General features: G+C 64.0%; 20 protein-coding genes. 11 read left to right on the forward strand and 9 right to left on the reverse strand.

Going from position 1 to position 18,947, the window contains the following annotated elements:
• Positions 1 to 23: 23 nt before the first annotated feature.
• Positions 24 to 689: a metalloregulator ArsR/SmtB family transcription factor gene (locus tag FJ414_RS03090; RefSeq protein WP_140641181.1), complete on the forward strand. Its 666-nt coding sequence runs from the start codon at positions 24 to 26 to the stop codon at positions 687 to 689.
• Positions 690 to 844: 155 nt separating this feature from the next.
• Here FJ414_RS03090 and FJ414_RS03095 read toward each other — a convergent pair whose 3' ends face one another.
• The 3 genes from FJ414_RS03095 to efp form a co-directional block, all read right to left on the reverse strand.
• Positions 845 to 1,567 carry a DUF899 family protein gene (locus FJ414_RS03095; RefSeq protein WP_140641183.1) on the reverse strand — a complete coding sequence of 241 codons (723 nt, stop codon included), beginning with the start codon at positions 1,565 to 1,567 and terminating at the stop codon, positions 845 to 847.
• A gap of 102 nt (positions 1,568 to 1,669) precedes the next feature.
• On the reverse strand, positions 1,670 to 2,053 hold the full coding sequence (locus tag FJ414_RS03100; protein WP_140641185.1) for a VOC family protein: 384 nt from the start codon (positions 2,051 to 2,053) through the stop codon (positions 1,670 to 1,672).
• Between the two features lie 293 nt (positions 2,054 to 2,346).
• Positions 2,347 to 2,916 (reverse strand): elongation factor P, encoded by a 570-nt coding sequence (efp, locus tag FJ414_RS03105; protein ID WP_140542739.1) that lies wholly within the window; start codon positions 2,914 to 2,916, stop codon positions 2,347 to 2,349.
• A gap of 129 nt (positions 2,917 to 3,045) precedes the next feature.
• Between efp and epmA the strand changes: the two genes are divergently transcribed.
• Positions 3,046 to 4,086 carry an EF-P lysine aminoacylase EpmA gene (epmA, locus tag FJ414_RS03110; RefSeq protein ID WP_140641189.1) on the forward strand — a complete coding sequence of 347 codons (1,041 nt, stop codon included), beginning with the start codon at positions 3,046 to 3,048 and terminating at the stop codon, positions 4,084 to 4,086.
• Positions 4,087 to 4,088: 2 nt separating this feature from the next.
• Here epmA and FJ414_RS03115 read toward each other — a convergent pair whose 3' ends face one another.
• Positions 4,089 to 5,195, reverse strand: a complete 1,107-nt coding sequence (locus tag FJ414_RS03115) for a glycosyltransferase family A protein (RefSeq protein WP_140641191.1) — start codon at positions 5,193 to 5,195, stop codon at positions 4,089 to 4,091.
• Positions 5,195 to 7,006, reverse strand: coding sequence for a glycosyltransferase (locus FJ414_RS03120; protein WP_140641193.1), 1,812 nt, complete (start codon positions 7,004 to 7,006; stop codon positions 5,195 to 5,197). Before FJ414_RS03120 ends, FJ414_RS03115 begins: the two co-directional genes overlap by 1 nt.
• A 253-nt stretch (positions 7,007 to 7,259) precedes the next feature.
• Between FJ414_RS03120 and FJ414_RS03125 the strand changes: the two genes are divergently transcribed.
• The 6 genes from FJ414_RS03125 to lpxK all read left to right on the forward strand — a co-directional run bounded on the left by FJ414_RS03125 (position 7,260) and on the right by lpxK (position 12,921).
• Entirely contained in the window at positions 7,260 to 8,603 is a 1,344-nt protein-coding gene (locus FJ414_RS03125; RefSeq protein ID WP_140641195.1) for a TldD/PmbA family protein, read from the forward strand.
• Positions 8,590 to 9,399, forward strand: a complete 810-nt coding sequence (locus tag FJ414_RS03130; RefSeq protein ID WP_140641197.1) for a 3'(2'),5'-bisphosphate nucleotidase CysQ — start codon at positions 8,590 to 8,592, stop codon at positions 9,397 to 9,399. Before FJ414_RS03125 ends, FJ414_RS03130 begins: the two co-directional genes overlap by 14 nt.
• A 75-nt stretch (positions 9,400 to 9,474) precedes the next feature.
• On the forward strand, positions 9,475 to 9,720 hold the full coding sequence (locus FJ414_RS03135; protein WP_140641199.1) for a DUF4170 domain-containing protein: 246 nt from the start codon (positions 9,475 to 9,477) through the stop codon (positions 9,718 to 9,720).
• A gap of 5 nt (positions 9,721 to 9,725) precedes the next feature.
• Positions 9,726 to 10,505, forward strand: a complete 780-nt coding sequence (locus FJ414_RS03140; protein ID WP_140641575.1) for a lysophospholipid acyltransferase family protein — start codon at positions 9,726 to 9,728, stop codon at positions 10,503 to 10,505.
• The gene (gene waaA, locus FJ414_RS03145; RefSeq protein WP_140641201.1) at positions 10,502 to 11,818 is read left to right on the forward strand and encodes a lipid IV(A) 3-deoxy-D-manno-octulosonic acid transferase; all 1,317 of its coding nucleotides are present in this window, start codon (positions 10,502 to 10,504) and stop codon (positions 11,816 to 11,818) included. The genes FJ414_RS03140 and waaA overlap by 4 nt, the downstream gene beginning before the upstream one ends.
• Before the next feature lie 74 nt (positions 11,819 to 11,892).
• Positions 11,893 to 12,921: a tetraacyldisaccharide 4'-kinase gene (lpxK, locus tag FJ414_RS03150; protein ID WP_140641577.1), complete on the forward strand. Its 1,029-nt coding sequence runs from the start codon at positions 11,893 to 11,895 to the stop codon at positions 12,919 to 12,921.
• Positions 12,922 to 12,991: 70 nt separating this feature from the next.
• On the opposite strand, the gene FJ414_RS03155 is transcribed toward lpxK, so the two are convergent.
• The 3 genes from FJ414_RS03155 to FJ414_RS03165 form a co-directional block, all read right to left on the reverse strand.
• On the reverse strand, positions 12,992 to 13,948 hold the full coding sequence (locus FJ414_RS03155) for a UDP-glucuronic acid decarboxylase family protein (protein WP_140641203.1): 957 nt from the start codon (positions 13,946 to 13,948) through the stop codon (positions 12,992 to 12,994).
• A 98-nt stretch (positions 13,949 to 14,046) separates the two neighbouring features.
• A complete protein-coding gene (locus FJ414_RS03160) occupies positions 14,047 to 14,811 on the reverse strand; it encodes a glycosyltransferase family 92 protein (RefSeq protein WP_246672283.1) in 765 nt (254 codons plus the stop codon).
• Positions 14,812 to 14,944: 133 nt separating this feature from the next.
• Positions 14,945 to 15,178 carry a DUF2093 domain-containing protein gene (locus FJ414_RS03165; protein ID WP_040986608.1) on the reverse strand — a complete coding sequence of 78 codons (234 nt, stop codon included), beginning with the start codon at positions 15,176 to 15,178 and terminating at the stop codon, positions 14,945 to 14,947.
• A 114-nt stretch (positions 15,179 to 15,292) separates the two neighbouring features.
• On the opposite strand from FJ414_RS03165, the gene FJ414_RS03170 reads away from it, so the two are divergent.
• Positions 15,293 to 15,895 carry a hypothetical protein gene (locus FJ414_RS03170; protein ID WP_140641207.1) on the forward strand — a complete coding sequence of 201 codons (603 nt, stop codon included), beginning with the start codon at positions 15,293 to 15,295 and terminating at the stop codon, positions 15,893 to 15,895.
• 236 nt (positions 15,896 to 16,131) lie between these two features.
• On the opposite strand, the gene FJ414_RS03175 is transcribed toward FJ414_RS03170, so the two are convergent.
• Positions 16,132 to 17,058: a LysR substrate-binding domain-containing protein gene (locus tag FJ414_RS03175; protein WP_140641209.1), complete on the reverse strand. Its 927-nt coding sequence runs from the start codon at positions 17,056 to 17,058 to the stop codon at positions 16,132 to 16,134.
• Between the two features lie 90 nt (positions 17,059 to 17,148).
• Here FJ414_RS03175 and FJ414_RS03180 point away from each other — a divergent pair, with 90 nt between their 5' ends.
• Together FJ414_RS03180 and FJ414_RS03185 are read left to right on the forward strand one after the other, a co-directional pair.
• Positions 17,149 to 18,042, forward strand: coding sequence for a DMT family transporter (locus FJ414_RS03180; protein WP_140641211.1), 894 nt, complete (start codon positions 17,149 to 17,151; stop codon positions 18,040 to 18,042).
• Positions 18,043 to 18,160: 118 nt separating this feature from the next.
• Positions 18,161 to 18,919: a hypothetical protein gene (locus FJ414_RS03185; protein ID WP_140641213.1), complete on the forward strand. Its 759-nt coding sequence runs from the start codon at positions 18,161 to 18,163 to the stop codon at positions 18,917 to 18,919.
• Positions 18,920 to 18,947: the final 28 nt, after the last annotated feature.

The raw sequence follows: 18,947 nt of genomic DNA on the forward strand, positions 1-18,947 counted from the left end.
GACGATGCGTTAGTAAAAAGGCGATGTCAATCCGCAATCCGAAACAGGCGCTGTACGAGCAGTTCGCGATCGTCGCCAAGGCGCTCGGCCATCCGCTGCGCCTGGAAATGATCGAGCATCTGGCGCAGGGGCCGCGCAGCGTCGAGGCGCTGGCGGTCAAGCTGGGCCAGCCTGTCGCCAACATCTCCCAGCATCTGCAGGCGCTGCGCCGCGCCGGCATCGTCTCGGCCGAGCGCGACGGCAAGTTTGTCCGCTACGCACTCGCTGATGAAAGCGTGCTCTCCGCTTTCGCCTCGGTGCGCGGCGTCGCCGAACGGCATCTCGCCGAGGTCGACCGCATCGTGCGCGGCTATTTCGACGCGCGCGACGACATGCGGCCGGTCACGCGCGACGAGCTCCGCACGCTGATGCGCGACGGGCTGGTGACGCTGGTCGACGTTCGTCCTGCCGATGAATTCGCGCTCGGCCATGTGCCCGGCGCCATCAATGTGCCGTTGGGGGAAGTCAGGGCGTGGTCTGCCACCGTCGCTCCCGACCGGGAGGTCGTCGCCTATTGCCGCGGCCCGTGGTGTGTGATGTCCTTCGAGGCTGTCGCGGCGTTGCGCTCGCTCGGGTATTCCGCGCGCCGCCTTGAGGACGGCATGCCGGAATGGAAAGCCGCCGGCCTGCCGGTGGAAGTGGCGGCCTGATCGTGACCAATTGGACAGCGCGGAATGCTCGCAAGCGGATAGGCCGCTGAGCGCCAATTGCAGATGCTTGGTGACAACATGGCGAATGCCTTGAGCGGGGCCGTGAGCCGATTAAGCAGGTCTCCGCCCTTTTCCGGGCGAACCATCTCGACCGCTTAGTAGGTGATCTTCGGGTACCAGTCGGTCCCGCGGCCTTCCGGCGTCCAGTCCAGGACGTTCCACAGCATCATCAAGTCCGGCTCGGTTGTCGGGTCTTTGCCCGGATCGGCTGACTCGAAACCCAGCTCCGCGCCCCAGAAGTGCCGAATGGTTCCGTCGCGTCGGGTGAAGACGTTTTCGGCGGCGGTATCGGTCCCATCGTCCATGATCGCGTGGTAGTCCCGGCTAAAATTCCCGTTGACGTCGGCGTAGAAAGGCAGGTTCTTCCAGCCACGCTCTACCTTGAAGGCGATCTGCCGCTCGATGACCGAAAGGCCGACGACGGCGAGGGCGATTCGCTGGCGGAGGTGGTCGGCGTTGCCATCCAGGCAACTCAGGAGCGCGGTGCACATTGGGCAAGGGCGCTGGCGCTTGGGGCCATACATCCAGTTGTAGACGAACAGAGTATCCTTATCGCCGAAGAGCTCCTCGAAGCCGACGGGATTGGCGCCGGCCACGCTACTGGCTTCGCCAATGAACTGATAGTCGCCCTTCACCTCGCCGCCAGGCGGCAAGGCGCGACGCTGGGCGGCGACGCGCGCGATGTGGCGGTTGAGTTCGATCTCCTCGATCAACAGGGCCTCGCGCGCCTTGCGGTACTCGACGCTCTCGTTCGGCTGGCGGGCGCGGTTCTTGTGAGCGATCGTAGCAGCGGGTTGCAAGGTGGAACCGTCGGCCATGACGTGTCTCCTTTCCAATCCCTTTCAACTGGTCACCCGCCTTGGGGTTCCGCCTGGATCGCTGCTGCGCGCGATACGCAGACTGTCGTATTAAACGGTGCTTTATTGCGCTTCGTAGAGTTCCAACGGCAATCCGTCCGGGTCGCTAAAGAAGGTGAAGCGCCGATCCGTATATGGGTCGATCCGGATTGGCTCTACGGCAACGCCGGCGGCTTCCAGGCGCACAACCACGAGGTCGATGTTCCCCACAGCAAATGCCAGGTGCCGCAGCCCTGTCGCCTCTGGATAAGACGGCCGCGGCACCGGGTCAGGGAAGGAGAATAATTCCAACTGGGCGGATCCGATTCGCAGGTCGGCCTTCCAAGACTGCCGGTCCTCCCGATAGACCTCGCGGATCAGGTCCAGGCCGAGGAACTCGACATAGAACCGTCGCGACCGATCGTAGTCGGTGCAGATAAGCGCGACGTGGTGAATGGCGTCCAGCATCTTTCGAACTCTAGCCAAGCCGGGCTTTTGGGCCAAGGTCAGAGCTGCCGCGCGGGGAAGTGCCATGTCGGCTTTTCGAGCGCAACATTTGCCCGAGGTAAACGTACGGCGCCTTTCAGGATTGGCTCGCGGTCGTTGCACGGCGACATTTGAGCGCGGCTGCCGTTCACGTCGCGGCAAATGTAAATTCGCTTCGGGTCGGAGCCTGACATCCAGGCGGCGGACAACCGTACCATGGCCCGCTTGGTCGCGGGCGGGCCATGGCGGTTGGGCCGCTGTGAAACTGCGGACTCTCAGTCCTTGGCGCGCTCGACATAGGAGCCGTCGGCGGTCATCACCACCACGCGCGTGCCGGCGGAGATATGCGGCGGCACGGCGGTGCGCACGCCGTTGGAGAGCATTGCCGGCTTGTAGGACGAAGACGCCGTCTGGCCCTTGGTGACCGGCTCGGTGTCGACCACCTCGAAGGTGGCGCGCTGCGGCAGCACCAGCGAGATCGGCACGCCGTTGAACTGCGCGAGCTGGACGGCCATGCCTTCCTGCAGATAGGGCGCCATGTCACCGACCACGGCTTCCGAGGCCACGACCTGGTCGTAGCTTTCCGGGTTCATGAAGTGAAAACCTTCGCCGTCGGAATAGAGGAAGGTGTGCTCGCGCTCCTCGACATAGGCGCGCTCGACCATTTCGGTCGTGCGGTAGCGCTCCGAGACCTTCACTCCGTCGCCGATGCGGCGCATGTCGAGCTGGGTCACCGGCGTGCCCTTGCCAGGGTGGATGTTTTCGGCAAAGAGGATGACATAGAGCTTGCCGTCCTTATCGACGACGTTGCCTTTGCGTAAGGAACTGGCGATGACCTTGACCACGGTATTCGATCCCATTCGAGTTTGTCGGCCTGCAAGCGTCGATTTCCGCGAAGCGGCGACGGCGGCCATCGCCTGCGCCGTAGCGCATCTTGCGCTGAACCGCCAGCCTGCCGAGCGATTTTCCTGCCCATGACCGCCGCCTCGCCCTGGTGGACGCCGTATATCCATGCCGACCGCCGGCCACGGCTGATGGCGCGCAATGCCATCGCCGCCGCCCTTCGCGGCTGGTTCGCGCAACGCGATTTCGTCGAGGTGACGACCTCGGCGCTGCAGGTTTCACCGGGCAACGAGGCGCACCTTGCCGCCTTCGCCACCGAGGCGATCGGGCCCGACGCGTCGCGCCGGCCGCTCTATCTCCACACCTCGCCCGAATTCGCCTGCAAGAAGCTGCTCGCCGCCGGCGAGGAACGCATCTTCAGCCTCGGCCCCGTCTGGCGCAACCGCGAGCGCGGGCCGCTGCATCACCCTGAATTCACCATGCTCGAATGGTACCGCGTCGGCGATACAGTTGAACGTCTGATGGACGATTGCGCCGACTTCCTGGCGCTCGCCGCGCAAAAAGCCGGCGCCACAAGCTTCCGTTTCCGCGGTCGCGAGGCCGACCCGTTCGCCGAGCCGGAGCGGCTGAGCGTGGCCGAAGCCTTTACTCGATATGCAGGCATCGACCTTCTTGCGACCGTCTCGGTCGACGGCGGCACCGATCGCGACGCGCTTCACGAAGCGCTGGTCCGAGCCGGACTGCGCACCGCGCCCGACGACAACTGGGCCGACCTGTTCAGCCGGGTGATGGTCGAAAAGATCGAGCCGGCGCTGGGGCAGGGGCGCGCCACCATCCTTTACGGCTATCCGATTTCGGAAGCGGCACTCGCCCGGCCGAGTGCCGAGGATCCGCGTGTTGCCGAGCGCTTCGAGCTTTATTGCTGCGGTGTCGAGCTCGCCAACGCCTTCGGCGAGCTCACCGACCCTGCCGAGCAACGTCGCCGCTTCATCGCCGAGATGGACGAGAAGGAGCGCGTCTATGGCGAGCGCTATCCGCTGGACGAGGATTTCCTCGCTGCCCTGGCCAACATGCCGCAAGCCAGCGGCTCGGCCCTCGGCTTCGATCGGCTGGTGATGCTGGCGACGGGCGCCGCAAGGATCGACGACGTGATTTGGGCGCCGGTGGCGTGATGTCAGCGGCCGTTGGCCTTTGAGTCAGGTCGGGATTTTCCCCGACTCTGCAAGGCCAGGAATTGTTTGTAACCTTTGCGCCCCATGCGGGCGCGCAAAGCCTCGCGCGTCTCGGCTTCTCCGCATGCCGCCAGGATCTCGTCGAAATGATCGGCCAAAATATCCTGAATTGCAGGGTCGTTGAAATATGCGTTCAACGGAACCCCATCCGGCACGCTGGGGGCATCCATCAGGGTCCAGAAAGCACGTCCGTGGGTCGAGACAAAATCCCGGGCACGTGAAGCCAGTTCGCGCACGATGGCGCTTCGCCGCGCGCACGAGCGCTGATGGGCGGCTTTGCTGAATGTCCTCAGGCCCGGCATGGAGGGCTGCGCGCCATGCGCGTTGCTTCCGTGAATTCGGTAGGCCGAAAGCGGAAGATCTATGCAGGCCGAACCAGCCAAGGCATGCACGAACGGCATGAAATAATTGTCGGTCGCGGCATTGCCGACAACGGCCCGAGATGGCTTGCATCGGGCAAGATAATGCCGCTTGTACATGTTCGCCGTTCCAGGCGACCAGTGCCAGCCGGGTTCGTGCGGTTCTATCACTGTTGAGTGTTGCCAGAGCAACTCGCGCTCTCGTCCTCCCAAGATCATGTGATCTGAATTTGAGCGATCGGGATCGAAGGGCCTGCCCACCCTGCGGTGCAGCAGCCATGCAAAACCGGAAGACAGCGGCCGCCCGGCATGGTCGGTTTCAAGAACGCCGCTCGACGTTGCCGCGATCGTCGGGCAGTCGCGATGAAGCTGGGCGTGGAAGGCCGCGAAGGTCGCGAACAGGAAATCGTCGGCGTCCACGATACAGACCAATTCCCCCGCCAGGCGATCCACGACGTGAAGGAATGCGCCCATCTGGTGCAGGTTGCTGTCCAGATATTCGAACGCCAGCCTGGGGTCGGTATTCTCGAACTCCGCGATGACATCGCGGCTGTCGTCGGTCGAGGCGTTGTCGACGACGAGGCATTCGAAGTCGTCATAAGTTTGCGACAGAACGCTCGATATCGCCTGGCCGACATAGCGGCTGTAATTGTGGTTGATGATGAGGAAGCTGATTTTCGGCGCGGTCATTATCGTCTCGGCTTCCTCTTCAGGAAGGCGCGGAGATCGCGGGACAACATTTTGCGAAGGACGCGCATCGGAATTCCGCCTCCGAAACCGGCTCTGAGGATAGATCTTGCCTGTGCGCCGGAAAACCGGGCCGTGACCTCCCTGCTGAATCCTTTGGCACCGAAGACAGACCTCAATTGCGGCGCGTTGCGCTTGAATATCTCGACCGCGGTCTCATTGCTGAAATAGTCGCGCAACTTATCAGGGTTTTCCCGTGTGACCCGGTCTACGACAGGCCAAAACTCTGCCCCCAGAAGCCAGTCGAAACGGTCGCTTTGTTCGATCAGGAATCTTACGCTTTCATATGTGAATTGCTCCAACTTGACAGTGTAATCTCTTGTTCCGCTACGCATGCCCTCGATGCTTTCACCGGTCGCGAAATAGTTGCTCGAGTGCAGGCGATAGCCGGACAAGGGCATGTCGATCAGAGCGCTACCGGCAACGGCATGGCAGATCGTATTGAAATAGCCGTCCGCCGACGTCATCCGCGGGTTGCTGCCGTCGTCCAGGCTCAACAGACGCAGCACCGATGTACGGAACATGTTCGCGCTACCCGGTGCCCAGAGCCAGCCTATTTGCCACCGCGGTATGGTCGCCGTGTTGGCGTCGAGGAGCCGGTATTGCGAGGGGGACACCGTCGGCAGTCTCAACACGGTCTGCTCGCCTCGAAGGCCTCGTTGCGCGTCCGGTCTGTTCAACTGGAGTTGCTGGTAGGAGGCCGTCAGGGCCTTGCCAGTCGAATCCATCTCGGCGACGTTGGCTGACGTGAAGCCGACGCTTCGTTGCAACGCCATGTGCACCTGGATGTGCGTCGAAGCGTAGTTGTCGAACAGCACATCATCCGCGTCCACGAAGGTCACGAATCCGCCATTCACCTTGTCCAGCGACCACAGGGCGGCGCCGAGCTGGCCGCCGTTTTGCGCCAGCGTCTCGACCCGGAAACGCGGATCGCCCTCGACATGCCGGGCAATCACCTGCACGCTGTCGTCGGTCGAGCCGTTGTCGATGACGATGCACTCGAAATGCGGATAGTCCTGCCGGCGTATGGAATCGATCGCGGCGCCGACATAGCGGCCGTAATTCCAGTTGATGACGACGAAGCTGACGAGCGGCGGCGACAGCGCGCCGCCGGCCAGTTCCCCGATGTCGCGTCCAGCGATCGTGAATGACTTGGCCGCGACGATCCCGTTCTTGCGAATGGCGATCTGCCGGTCCCGGTGCAACAGCTCGTATTCCCCGGCGACCTGGTTCAGAAAGGCTTCGATCCCTGCCTCGGGGCGCCTGGCCATCGGCAGATCCGGTCCCCACCGATGATCGTCCAGGATCATCACGCCGTCATTGTCGAGCAGGTCCCAGGCCAGTCGGGCATCGCTGTAAGTGGCTGTGGCGGAATGGTCGCCGTCGACATAGATCACGTCGTATAGCCGGTGTTCGGCGGCAAGGCCCGGCAGGATCGTTACCGTGTGGCCCTTGCGTTTCTCGACCCGGCCGGCGAAGGGCTTGAGGTTGCGGTCGAAGCGCCGTTCGACCTCGGCCATGTCCGATTCATACTTCGAGCCGACATGCTCTTCGCCGATCTGGAAGCTGTCCACGCAGGTGATGCGGGATTTTGGCAGGAACTGCAGGAAAAACAGCGCCGAACGGCCCTCGAAGGAGCCGATTTCGAGCACCGCCGTCGCCGTGCCGGCCTTGTCGCCGAGAAGCTCCTCCCAAAGCTTCAGGTGATGGGAGGTCCAGTCATACGCAAACTCTCCACCGACGAAATAGTCCATCCTTCCCCCATTTTAGCCGGGCGCCATCAGCTCGGCGCTGACGCAGGCGGCCAAACCCCTTCATCAGAGCGTGAACGCTCTTCCCGCGATCGGAACCCCTTCCTGTCGCTTTGGGCGATTTGGTCGCGGTATCCTGATTGCCCGCCGCCCATTGCACAAGCGGCAATGGAACAATAGATGGTGCGGTGGCAGCCACGGATGGACGCGGCCGGATCCGGCTTGGCAGACGGCGTGAACAAACAGGAACAACCTTATGACCGATAAGCTCGACGCAGCGAAATTGACCGATCGCGTCGCGGCGCTCGTCGAGGCTGCCAGGCGCGCCGGCGCCGACGCGGCCGACGCGGTCGCGGTGCGCGGCCGTTCGGCCGGCGTCTCGGTCCGGCTGGGCAAGGTCGAGGGCACTGAATCGTCGGAGAGCGAGGATGTGTCGCTGCGCGTCTTCGTCGGCCAGCGTGTGGCGAGCGTCTCGGCCACCGCCGCATCCGACCCGAAGGCGCTTGCCGAGCGTGCCGTTGCCATGGCCAGGGTTTCGCCCGAGGATCCGTTCCAGGGCCTCGCCGATCCCGCGCTGCTCGCCCGCAATTTGCGCGATCTCGATCTCTTCGACCCGACCGAAGTTTCCGCCGACCAGCTCAAGGAAGCTGCCCTTGCCGCCGAAGCGGCCGCATTGGCGGTCAAGGGCGTCACCAATTCCGCGGGCAGCAGCGCTGGCGCGGGCCTTGGCGGCCTGGTTCTCGCCACCTCGCATGGCTTTGTCGGCCAGTATGTCGCCTCACGTTTCTCGCGCTCGACCAGCGTCATTGCCGGAGAGGGCACGGCGATGGAGCGCGACTATGAATTCTCCTCGCGCCAGCATTTCGCCGATCTCGACGCGCCGGAAGAGATCGGCCGCAAGGCCGGCGAACGCGCGGTGCGCCGCCTCGGCGCCCGCAAGGCGGCGACCGGCCCGGTCGACGTGGTGTTCGATCCGCGCGTCGCGCGCGGCATAGCCGGCCATCTGGCCGGCGCCATCAACGGCGCCGCGGTCGCCCGCAAGACCAGCTTCCTGCGCGACATGATGGGCAGAGCGGTGGCCTCGGCCGCCATCACCGTCACCGACGAGCCTTTGCGGCGGCGCGGCCAGGCCTCGCGCCCGTTCGATGGCGAGGGCGTCGAGGGCGACAAGCTGCTGATGGTCGAGAAGGGCGTGTTGAACCACTGGTTCCTGTCGACCTCGGCCGCGCGCGAGCTCGGTCTCGTCACCAATGGACGCGGCTCGCGCAGCGGCTCGTCGGTTTCGCCGTCCTCGACCAACTTTGCCATCGAGCCGGGCGAGCGTTCGCCGCAGGATTTGATCGCGTCGTTGAAGAGCGGCTTCTATGTCACCGAGGTCTTCGGCCAGGGCGTCGACATGGTGACCGGCGAATACAGCCGCGGCGCTTCCGGCTACTGGATCGACAACGGCGCGCTGGCCTATCCGGTGGCCGAGGTGACGATCGCCTCGAACCTGAAGACCATGTTCCTCAACATGGTGCCGGCCAACGATCTCGACCGCAATTTCGGCACGGCGGCGCCGACGCTCCTGATTGAAGGGATGACCCTTGCCGGCGCTTGACCAATTGACTTCGAATGAGGCCCGCGACGACCTCGCTCTGCTGCGCGAGGCCGCCCGCGAGGCCGGCGCCATCGCCATGCGCTATTTCGGCAACAGCCCGCAGGTGTGGATGAAGGGCGGCACCTCGCCGGTAAGCGAGGCAGACCATGCCGCGGACGCCTATCTGCGCGAGACCTTGCTCAAGGCGCGTCCGGATTATGGCTGGCTGTCGGAGGAGACCGCCGACGACCATGCCAGGCTGTCGGCCCGCCGCACCTTCGTCGTCGACCCGATCGACGGCACGCGCGGCTTTCTCGACGGCCTGCATTCCTGGTGCGTCAGCGTCGCCGTGGTCGAGGACGGGCGTTCGCTGGCCGGCGTGCTCGAATGCCCGGCCAAGCGCGAGACCTATTGGGCGCTGCCGGGCGAGGGCGCCTATCTGAACGACAAGCGCATCCATGTGCGTCCGCTGGGCGAAAGCGTTGATATCGGCGGACCCAAGCCGCTGGTCGACTTGATGCCGGAGGCCTGGCAAGACAGGCTGCGGCGGACGGCCTACATTCCTTCGCTTGCCTATCGGCTGGCGATGATCGCCGCCGGCAAGCTCGACGCCACCTTCGTCAAGCCGAGCGCGCATGACTGGGATATCGCCGCCGCCGATCTGATCCTCACCGAGGCCGGCGGCGCATTGCTCGACCGTACCGGCAAGCCGCCGCGCTACGCCGGCGAGGTGATCAATCACGGCGCGCTCGCCGCCGGCAGCGGCGAGCTGCTTGCTGTGCTCGCCGGCGTAATTGCCGGCATTGACCAAGGGTGAGTCGGCCCGCAGTTCCAAAATCGGCCGCTTTGGGCTAAACGTTTCACAAAACTCATGAATCTGCGAAGGGTCGGCATGGCCGTGGAAGACGGAAAGAAGCAGCTTTTGCACCTGGTTTTCGGTGGCGAGCTGAAAAAGCTGGGTGGAACCGAGTTCCGTGACCTCGACTCCCTCGACATTGTCGGCATCTATCCCGACTATCAGACCGCGCTTGGCGCCTGGAAAGCCAAGGCGCAGGCCAGTGTCGACAATGCCCATATGCGCTATTTCGTTGTTCATCTGCACCGTCTGCTCGATCCAGAATCGAAGGTCGGCGGTTGACGTCGATGGAGCATGAAGCGGTGAAAGGGGCGACCAGGCGGCGCGCCGCCAGGCGCGGCGGAACGCGCACGCTGTGGCGGCGTATCCGCGAGCCGTTGGCGCAGTCGAGTTTCGTCAAGAACTTCATCGCCAGCCTGTTCGCCTGGTTCCTGCGGCTGATTCGCCTCACCAGCCCGCTGGTCGAGGGCTCGACCCAGGTAGCTGGTGGCGCTTATGCCCATCTCGAGCCCGGCATCATCGCGCTCTGGCACGGCCAGCATCTTTTGACCCCCGCCTATTATCCCAAGGGCCGGCAGCTGGTCGCCATGGTTTCGCGCAGCGCCGACGCCGAGCTCCAGGCGCTGATGATCGAGAAATTCGGCATCGAGGCGGTGCGCGGCTCGGGCGGCCGCAACAGTTCGAGGCATCTCGACAAAGGTGGCGCCAAGGCCTTGATCGCGCTCAAGAAGTCGCTCGTCGCGGGCAAGAACGTCGCCATGATCGCCGACATCCCGAACGGCACGCCGCGCGACGCCGGGCTTGGCATCGTTCTCCTGGCAAGGCTTTCCGGCCGGCCGATCCTGCCCTCGGCGATCGCCACCAGCCGCCGCAAGGTGCTGGAGAAGAGCTGGGACAAGACCACCATCAACCTGCCTTTCGGCCGCTCCGCGGTCATCGTGGGGCCGCCTGTCTTCGTGCCCGCCGATGCCGACGACGCCGAGATGGAGCGCAAGCGCCAGGAGCTCACTGCCTCTCTCAATGTCGCGACGGCTGAGGCTTATCGCCTCGTGGACGGCGGCAAATGAGCGAGCGCTGGGCGCGTGCGGCCCTGACTGCCTATCGCTATGCGGGGGCGGCCGCCTATCCGCTGATCGGCCCCTATGTCGCCTGGCGCGCCTCGCGCGGCAAGGAGGATCGCGTCCGCCGCCGCGAACGCTATGGCGTCGCCGGCCGTCCCCGTCCGGAAGGGCCGGTGATCTGGATCCATGCCGCAAGCGTGGGCGAGACGATCGCGGTGGTGCCGCTGGTCCAGAGCATCCTCGACTATGGCGTCAACATCGTCCTGACCACCGGCACCGTGACCTCGGCCAAGGTCGCCGAAGAGCGTCTCGGCAGCCGCATCATCCACCAATATGTGCCGCTCGATCTCAAGCCGGCGGTAAGCCGCTTCCTCGATCACTGGCGGCCGGAACTGGCGATCATCGCCGAATCGGAAATCTGGCCGATGACCATCCTGGAGCTTGGCGCCCGCAACGTGCCGCAGGTTCTGGTCAATGGCAGGTTGTCCGACCGCTCCTTCATGTCCTGGAAGAAGCGCGCCGGCGTTGCCGAGGCGCTGTTCGAGAATCTTGCCCACGTCATCGCCCAGTCGGATGTCGACGGCGAGCGGTTCCGCGCGCTGGGCGCCAGGCCGGTCACCGTCTCCGGCAACCTCAAGGTCGACACCAGCCCGCCGCCGGCCGACGAGCGGGCCTTAGCCACCCTGCAGCGCCAGATCGGCGGCCGTCCGACCTGGGCTGCGATCTCGACCCACGATGGCGAGGAGGTCGTGGCCGCGGAGGTCCATGCCAGCCTGCACAAGCGCCATCACGGGCTCTTGACCATCATCGTGCCGCGTCACCCCGATCGCGCCGATGCGCTGGCCGCGCAGATTTCCGGCATGGGCCTGTCCGTGGCAAGGCGCGGCAAGGGTGACCGCATCTCCCACGATACCGACATCCTTCTCGGCGACACGATCGGCGAAATGGGCCTTTATCTGAGGCTGACGGAGATCGCTTTCGTCGGCCGCTCGCTGACTTCGCAAGGCGGCCAGAACCCGCTCGAGCCGGCGATGCTCGAAACCGCAGTATTGGCCGGCCGTAACGTGCAGAATTTCCGCGAGGCCTATCAGCGTCTGCTCGACAGCGGCGGCGCCAAGCTGGTGCGCGACCGCGACATGCTGACCGGAGCCGTCAATTTCCTTTTGAGTAACGAAGTGGCGCGCCACGAAATGATGGCGGCCGGTGCTGCCACCGTCGACGAGATGCGCGGCGCGCTTGCCCGCACGCTGAAATCGCTGGAGCCCTATATCCAGCCGCTGGTCGTCAAGGCGCGCCTGAAAGGCGCAAACGGGCGCTAGATCATGATGCCAAAAATCGGGACCGGTTTTTGGAAAAGTCCATGCGCGAAGCCGAGACGCATGGGGCAAGCGCGATGACCAGCGAAGCGCCACCCTTCTGGTGGGAAAAACCGGACTGGCGCGTGCTTGCGCTGTCGCCCGCATCGGCGATCTATGGGCTGGTCGCCGGCCGCCGCATGCGCCACGCCCCGCGCGAGAAGGTCGCAGCGCCGGTCCTGTGCGTCGGCAACCTTACCGTCGGCGGCAGCGGCAAGACGCCGGTCGCCATCGCCTTGGCCAGGCAGGCCAGGCGCATGCAGCTCACGCCGGGCTTCCTGTCGCGTGGCCATGGCGGCTCGTTCGCCAGGCCGCATGTGGTCGATGCGCATCACGACGCCGCCAAGCATGTCGGCGACGAGCCGCTGCTGCTGGCCGAACATGCGCCCGTCGCGGTGACGGCGAACCGCGCCGCCGGCGCGAAGCTGCTCATCGAGGAACATGGCTGCAACTTCCTGATCATGGATGACGGCTTCCAGTCGGCGCGAATCCACATCGACTATGCGCTGGTCGTGGTCGACGCCCGCTTCGGCATCGGCAACGGCCGCGTCATCCCGGGCGGGCCGCTCCGCGCCAGGGTCGTCGACCAACTGGTCTTCACCAGCGGCTTGCTGAAGATGGGCGAGGGGGCCGCCGCCGACGGCGTCGTGCGCCAGGCGGCGCGCGCCGGCCGGCCGATCTTCCTGGCGCATGTCGAGCCGGCTAACCCGTCACGCTTCGCCGGCGGCCGCTTCCTGGCCTTCGCCGGCATCGGCCATCCGGAGAAATTCTTCGACACGGTGCGCGGCGCGGGCGGCGAAGTCGCGCTGTCGCGAGCCTTCCCGGACCATCATTTCTACGCCCAGGACGAGCTAGGCGACCTCCTGACGCTTGCCCGGCAGGAGGGGCTGCGCCTCGTCACCACGGCAAAGGACGCCGCGCGGCTGCGCCATGGCGAGACGCCCTCCGGTTTCCTCGACCAACTGGACGTGCTCGATATCGAGGCCGTGTTCGAGCTCGATCATGTGCCCGAACGCATCGTAGACGAGACGCTCGACGCCTGGCGCCTGCGCAAGATGCGGGGCTGAGCTTCGAGCGTGGTGCCGAAAAGCGTCAAGCGGTCTTCAGGTCCAGCGCCGGCTTGCCCGGTGCCCGCCGTCAATTGCCGTCGATCAGCCGGCGGAAGTAGCGAACCGTCTCGCCGAGCCCATCTTCGAGAGCGACGCGAGGAGACCAGTCCAGCGTCGCTCGCGCCAGGCCTATGTCGGGTTGGCGCTGGCGGGGATCGTCCTGCGGGAGGGGCTTGAACTCGATTTTGGACTTGCCGCCGACGATACCCAATACAAGTTCGGCCAGTTCCAGGATCGTGACTTCCGTCGGGTTCCCAACGTTGAGGGGGCCCACGAAATCGTCGGGCGTAGCCATCATCCGAACCATCGCGTCGACGAGGTCGTCGACATAGCAGAAGCTGCGCGTGTGGCTTCCGTCGCCGTAGATGGTTATGGGGTCGTTCCGCAGGGCCTGGACGATGAAATTGCTGACCACCCGTCCATCCGACGGGTGCATGCGCGGCCCGTATGTGTTGAAGATGCGCATCACCTTGATCGGTAGTTTCGACTGGCGCCAGTGGTCGAAGAACAGCGCTTCGGCACATCTCTTGCCTTCGTCGTAACAGCTGCGCGGCCCGATCGGATTGACGTGGCCCCAATAGGCCTCGGTCTGAGGATGGACTTGCGGATCGCCATAGACCTCGGATGTCGATGCCTGAAGAATCCTGGCTCCGGAAGCGCTTGCGAGATCGAGCATGTTGATCGCTCCATAGACGCAGGTCCTGGTCGTCTCGATCGGAATGCGCTGATAGTGAACGGGCGAGGCCGGGCAGGCGAGATTGAAGATCTCATCCGTTTCGACTTTGAGCGGCACGGTAACGTCGTGCCTGAGAAACTCGAAATTTGGATTGCCCAGAAGGTGACGGATGTTTTCCTCCGAGCCGGTCGAAAAATTGTCGGCACATATTACCTGGCGTTCCCGTGCGAGCAGCAGGTCGCATAGATGCGAGCCGATAAAGCCGGCCCCACCCGTCACAAGAACCTTCACGATAACCCCCGTACCCATCGCCCTTTGCTGTCCAATAGCCTCAGAAATGCGAAAGTGTCAGCACTGAAATGACGGCCTGGGACCGTCGATGGGAGGGGAAGAGGAGGTGGCTACGGCTATCGTGCGCGCCGCATCGCCTTCAGGATCGCCTCGTCGCGCTCGACATTGAGCTTGCTCTCGAAGTCGAAATGCCAATCCCTGTCGCGCAGCGCGGAAGTCGAGGCGTCGCCGCGCCGGATTTTCTGGTCGAGGTCGGCGAGCGAGCGCGACCAATAGTGATTGATCCTCAGGATATCGAGCTGGGGAGGCACGCCGGGCGCGATGGTTCGTCGATGGGTGTCCATCCCTTCACCGGACAGGAATTTCGACTGATGGACGCCCGGCTTGTAGACCATGCGGGGATTGAGGATTGTCTTGACCGTCGTGATGTCCGGCCCGGCTCGCATCGTGTATGCCTCGACCACCCGCCGTTCCGGTCGCTCGACATGGCCGGAGGAGCCATAGAACGCTTGCCAGACGCAAACGCCTGGCAGGTCGCGATAGTCCCTCAGAACCGAGGGCACGTCACGTCCGTCGGGCGCGAAAAGAAACTCATCGATGTCGAAGAATCCGATCCACAACGCGTCACGCCAGTGCCTGCGGATGCAGTCCCTATAAGCCGACAACTGCCCCACCGGCCGCGGCCAGTCGACCAGCGTAACCAGCCCCTCCTGGATGAACGGGTTCAACACGGCTTTGAAGTCGTCGGTCGAGAAGTTGTTGTAGAGATAGAAATGCTCAAATCCCACATTCTGGTGGAACCTGATCCATTCGGCCAGGAACGGCGCTTCCTCACGGAAGATGGCGCAGGCCGTCAGCTTGAATCGGGGCGCTCTCGACACCGCCCGATCGCGCAATCTCGCACGCATGACAAGCGGCATGCGAACAAGGGTCTTGAGAGATTTCCTGAAGTTTTTCAATGCAGTGCCCTAAGCGGTCGAGGTCGATGGCCGCGGTGCCATGGGCTCGCATGGCCTATCCCCGCTTGCGCAATTCCGGGTGCATCTCGATCTCGCGGGCAAGCGAGACCGCCGCGTTCACATAGGGCTCCTGCCGGGCGACGCTCCAATATTTGAGCTCGTCGAGGGGAATGTTCTCGCCCGTCACCGCGCAGCGCACGAAAGAGCCGGGACTGGTGACCTGGAAGTCGCCGTCGAGATAACGGATCCGGGCTTCCCTGCCGCCCGGGCCTTCAAAACGGTTCATCATGAAAGGGCGCTTGAGTTCATCGGGTTTCAATCGCCACAAATCGCAAGCAACGTCAAGCTTGACGCAATGCTCATCCAGTATGGCTGAGCGGCAAAACGGTTTCCGGAATCCGGCATGGACATCGCCTCGACCCGCCTGAACACGCTGATCAATGAGGCGCTCACGCCGCAGGCGGTGCCGTCGCCCAAGGCCGATCCGGCGACGACGGCTTTGATCAAGGCGCTGATCCAGCCGCCGGCGCCCACGACGGGGCAGGCGGCGCAAATCGCGGCCCAGTCGCTGCAAAGCGCGCAGCCGCGCCAGGCCGCTCAGGCATCGCAACGCCTGTCGTCCTCCGAGGTCGAGGACGCCTACCGGGCCGTCATGGAGCCCGATGCCGCCGCCGACGGTACGCCGGCAAGACCCTCGACCGGCAGGGCGGCGACGGATACCGATCAGGCCCCACGCGGCTTCGTCCCGCCACCGGCAGCGGTTACCGACAATACGTCCAGGCCCGCGGTTGCGCCCACATTATCCACGTTTTCGCCGGCCATCGCTTCCGCTTCAGCGCTGGTCGCGGCCAATGCCAATGCGCCTCAGCCGCGCGGTGCCTCCGTCCGCCCGGCTGGACACGCCCCGCGATCGGAAGCCCCGCCGATATCCCTTTGGACGATCTCGGTTGTCACGGCCATCGTCTCTGCGGTGACGGCAACGATCATGGTGCTGCTGCTTCGCTAACCCCGCTCAGAGCAATTCCAGGAAAAGCGCGAGCGGTTAGGTCCGGCGACTTCGCCGTAGCCTTTCCGTCCGGAATTGCGTCAAAAAATAAGGAGATGGAGCGGTTCGCCGTTTTCGTGAAACGGTGAAACGCTCCGATGCATGTCACCCGGAAGTGCGCAGCGGTTCTGGGACAACGACATGCATCAAAACAAAGACTTAAGCTCGTCGCTGAATCCGTTTCAGCGCGACGCGCTTTAGCCGTCGTCCTGAAGGAAAGCTTCGGGCTTTTCCGGAGCAAGCCCTGCCTGTTCGGCGATGCGCCTGGCAAGGTCCGCCGCCGCCGCGCGCGGCCGGCCGACCGGGCGGTCCATCCAATAAGACACCGGATTGAGCGCGACGCGCTCATCGACGGCGACGATACGGCCGGACCCGATCTGGTCCGCCGTGAGTGGCGGTCGCGCCAGCGCGATACCCAGCCCGTGCGCCGCCGCGTCGAGCACCAGATTATAGTCTTCGAAACGCCGGTCCTGCGGGCGCGGGCGATAATCCACGTCCTGCGCCGCGAACCAGGCGCGCCAAGCGGAAGCGTCGGAATCGTTGATCAGCGGGAATTTCAGCAGCCGGGCTGGGTCGCCTCGTCCGATCTCCTTCGCCAGCTCGGGCGAGGCGATCGGGAAAATATGCTCCTCAAACAGCTGCACCGAGACGCGGCCCGGGATGCGGCCGCGCCCGCAGCGCACCGAAAGGTCGATGCCTTCGTCGGCGAGGTCGGCCTGGCGGTTGTCGACGTCGAGCACGATGCGCAGCTTGGTCGGATGGTTCTCCAATGCGGCCATGCGCGGCATCAGCCATAGCCCGCTCACCGACGGGATCGAAGCCAGCCGCACCACGGCGGTGCCGCGCGGCTCGACCCAGCGGTCGGAGTTGACCGAGATCAGCGCGAAAGCCTCGGTGGTCCGCAAATGCAGGCGGTTGCCCTCGATCGTCAGCGTCACGCCACGCGCGTTGCGCTCGAACACCTTCAAGCCAAGCCAGTCCTCCAGCTTGGCGATCTGGCGGCTCACCGCGCCATGGGTGAGGTTGAGTTTTTCAGCCGCCGCGGAAAAACTCCCCATACGCGCCGCCGCATCGAAGGCGCGCAAGGTTTCGAGCGGCAGTATCTGGTTAGAGCTGTGATCCATATTCACAGCTGACCCTCGAATTGGTCGTTTGTCAATTGCCCGGCAATGGCGTTTTCTGCGTCCATGACACGGAAAGACGAGGTTACGGCAATGAGCGCTTACACCGGCACGTTGAATGAGACACAGCGCATGGACACCACCGCCGCGATCGCGGTGACGTTGACGGTCATCGGCTGGGCCTCGGCTTTCCCGGCAATCCGCGCCGGCCTTGCCGCCTTCCAGCCGCTGGAGCTCGGCGCGCTGCGCTTTACCATCGCGGCGGTCCCGGCCGCCATCTTCCTCGCGGTGAAGCGCCCGGCGCTGCCCAGGATCGACGAATTGTGGCGCTTCGGCTTCGGCGGCGCCATCTTCGTCGCGCTCTACACCGCCATGCTCAATTTCGGCGAGCTCACCGTCTCGGCGGGCGCGGCCGGCTTTATCATCAATGTCAGCCCAATCTTCACCGCCATCATGGCGATGGCGCTGCTTGGCGAGCGCTTCTCGGGGCTTGCCTGGCTGGGCACCGTCATTTCCTTCGCCGGCATCGGCATCATCGCGGTCGCCGATGGGCACGGCCTGCATTTCAACGCCGGCGCGCTGCTTGTCTTGGGTTCCGCCCTGTGCTCCGCCGTCAACACCATCGTCCAGAAGCCGCTCTTTGCCCGCCATCATCCGCTGACGATATCCGCTTCCAATATGGTGCTCGGCGCGCTCTGCCTGTCGCCGTTTCTGCCGGAAGCGTTTTCGCAGGCGGTGGTCGCCGACACCGCCGGTCTCGGCGCCGTCATCTATCTCGGCATCGTGCCCTCGTTGATCGCCTATGCCGCCTGGGCGACCGCGCTCTCGCGCCTGCCTGCCGCACGTGCGTCGAACTTTCTCTACCTCGTCTCGCCGACCTCCGCCTTGATCGGCTTCTTCTGGCTGGGCGAAGTGCCGTCGCTGCTAGGCATCCTCGGCAGCGCGCTGGCGCTGGGCGGCGTGATCGTGGTGAATTTGAAGCGGTAGATCAGAGAGTTGTGATCGTTTCCCGACTCGATTGATGATTTGCGATCCGTCACCGATGCCCTCTGTGATGTAGGCACAGGGCGAGCTATCCTGATCGGACTTGATGAGGGGGACCGGGATGGGAAGAGGGCTTGTAGCCGCGTTTTTCTGTTTGCTCATGCTGAGCGGGAAAGCCTTCGCGGGCTGGTATCAAGTGGAAAACTACGAAGGCTCCATCGGGCCGAACCCGGTCCATTTCTCCCTGCAGCGCTATGCCAGCTTCGGCAGCGGCATCACCGTCGAAGGAAGCTATTTCTACGACGCCAGGCAAAACCCGATTGCGATCTACGGCAAGGCGGAGGGCTCAAAGCTGACGCTGTGCGAGATCGCGGACGACAAGGAATTTCAACGCGTCCTCGTCATGGGGTCGAGGACACCCGTCGACACCACGGGATGTCCTTTCTCTCTCGAGATCAGTGACAGCGGCGGGGTGGGAAGCTGGAGCAAAGGCGCGGACAAGCTTCCCGTTACGCTCAGAAAGGTCGCGAGTCTCGACGATACAGGCGACCTGAAGATCGACGGGACCGTCGAAATTCCCTTTTGGGCTGAAACGAACCGCGACAGATTTGCGGGGATCTACACAAAGTCCGACGCCGGCATCTGCATGACGAAAATGCTGGTGATCGACAAGAAGAAAAAGAAGGCCGTTCAGGAGATCGGCTTCGACGACGAGGACTGCAACGCCGGTATCTCGACGACGCCCATTTACATGAACGTGCAAAAATGGGTGGAGGGCGGCAAGGTCATCATTTCAGTGGATTTTGGAGGCGGCAAATTCGCAAGCGCGAACGACTATGTCCTCAACCTCAAGACAAGAAAATACCATCTGAAGAAATGATGCTCAGGCACATCTCACCAAACCTTGG

Origin of the sequence: Mesorhizobium sp. B3-1-6 (assembly GCF_006439555.1) — a bacterium.
Lineage (GTDB): Bacteria > Pseudomonadota > Alphaproteobacteria > Rhizobiales > Rhizobiaceae > Mesorhizobium.

Coding starts and splice junctions, on each gene's coding strand:
- FJ414_RS03090 (WP_140641181.1), top strand. CDS start 24: ATGTCAATCCGCAATCCGAAACAGGCGCTGTACGAGCAGTTCGCGATC.
- FJ414_RS03095 (WP_140641183.1), bottom strand. CDS start 1,567: ATGGCCGACGGTTCCACCTTGCAACCCGCTGCTACGATCGCTCACAAG.
- FJ414_RS03100 (WP_140641185.1), bottom strand. CDS start 2,053: ATGCTGGACGCCATTCACCACGTCGCGCTTATCTGCACCGACTACGAT.
- epmA (WP_140641189.1), top strand. CDS start 3,046: ATGACCGCCGCCTCGCCCTGGTGGACGCCGTATATCCATGCCGACCGC.
- FJ414_RS03115 (WP_140641191.1), bottom strand. CDS start 5,195: ATGACCGCGCCGAAAATCAGCTTCCTCATCATCAACCACAATTACAGC.
- FJ414_RS03120 (WP_140641193.1), bottom strand. CDS start 7,006: ATGGACTATTTCGTCGGTGGAGAGTTTGCGTATGACTGGACCTCCCAT.
- FJ414_RS03125 (WP_140641195.1), top strand. CDS start 7,260: ATGACCGATAAGCTCGACGCAGCGAAATTGACCGATCGCGTCGCGGCG.
- FJ414_RS03135 (WP_140641199.1), top strand. CDS start 9,475: ATGGCCGTGGAAGACGGAAAGAAGCAGCTTTTGCACCTGGTTTTCGGT.
- FJ414_RS03140 (WP_140641575.1), top strand. CDS start 9,726: ATGGAGCATGAAGCGGTGAAAGGGGCGACCAGGCGGCGCGCCGCCAGG.
- waaA (WP_140641201.1), top strand. CDS start 10,502: ATGAGCGAGCGCTGGGCGCGTGCGGCCCTGACTGCCTATCGCTATGCG.
- lpxK (WP_140641577.1), top strand. CDS start 11,893: ATGACCAGCGAAGCGCCACCCTTCTGGTGGGAAAAACCGGACTGGCGC.
- FJ414_RS03155 (WP_140641203.1), bottom strand. CDS start 13,948: ATGGGTACGGGGGTTATCGTGAAGGTTCTTGTGACGGGTGGGGCCGGC.
- FJ414_RS03165 (WP_040986608.1), bottom strand. CDS start 15,178: ATGATGAACCGTTTTGAAGGCCCGGGCGGCAGGGAAGCCCGGATCCGT.
- FJ414_RS03170 (WP_140641207.1), top strand. CDS start 15,293: ATGGACATCGCCTCGACCCGCCTGAACACGCTGATCAATGAGGCGCTC.
- FJ414_RS03175 (WP_140641209.1), bottom strand. CDS start 17,058: ATGGATCACAGCTCTAACCAGATACTGCCGCTCGAAACCTTGCGCGCC.
- FJ414_RS03180 (WP_140641211.1), top strand. CDS start 17,149: ATGAGCGCTTACACCGGCACGTTGAATGAGACACAGCGCATGGACACC.
- FJ414_RS03185 (WP_140641213.1), top strand. CDS start 18,161: ATGGGAAGAGGGCTTGTAGCCGCGTTTTTCTGTTTGCTCATGCTGAGC.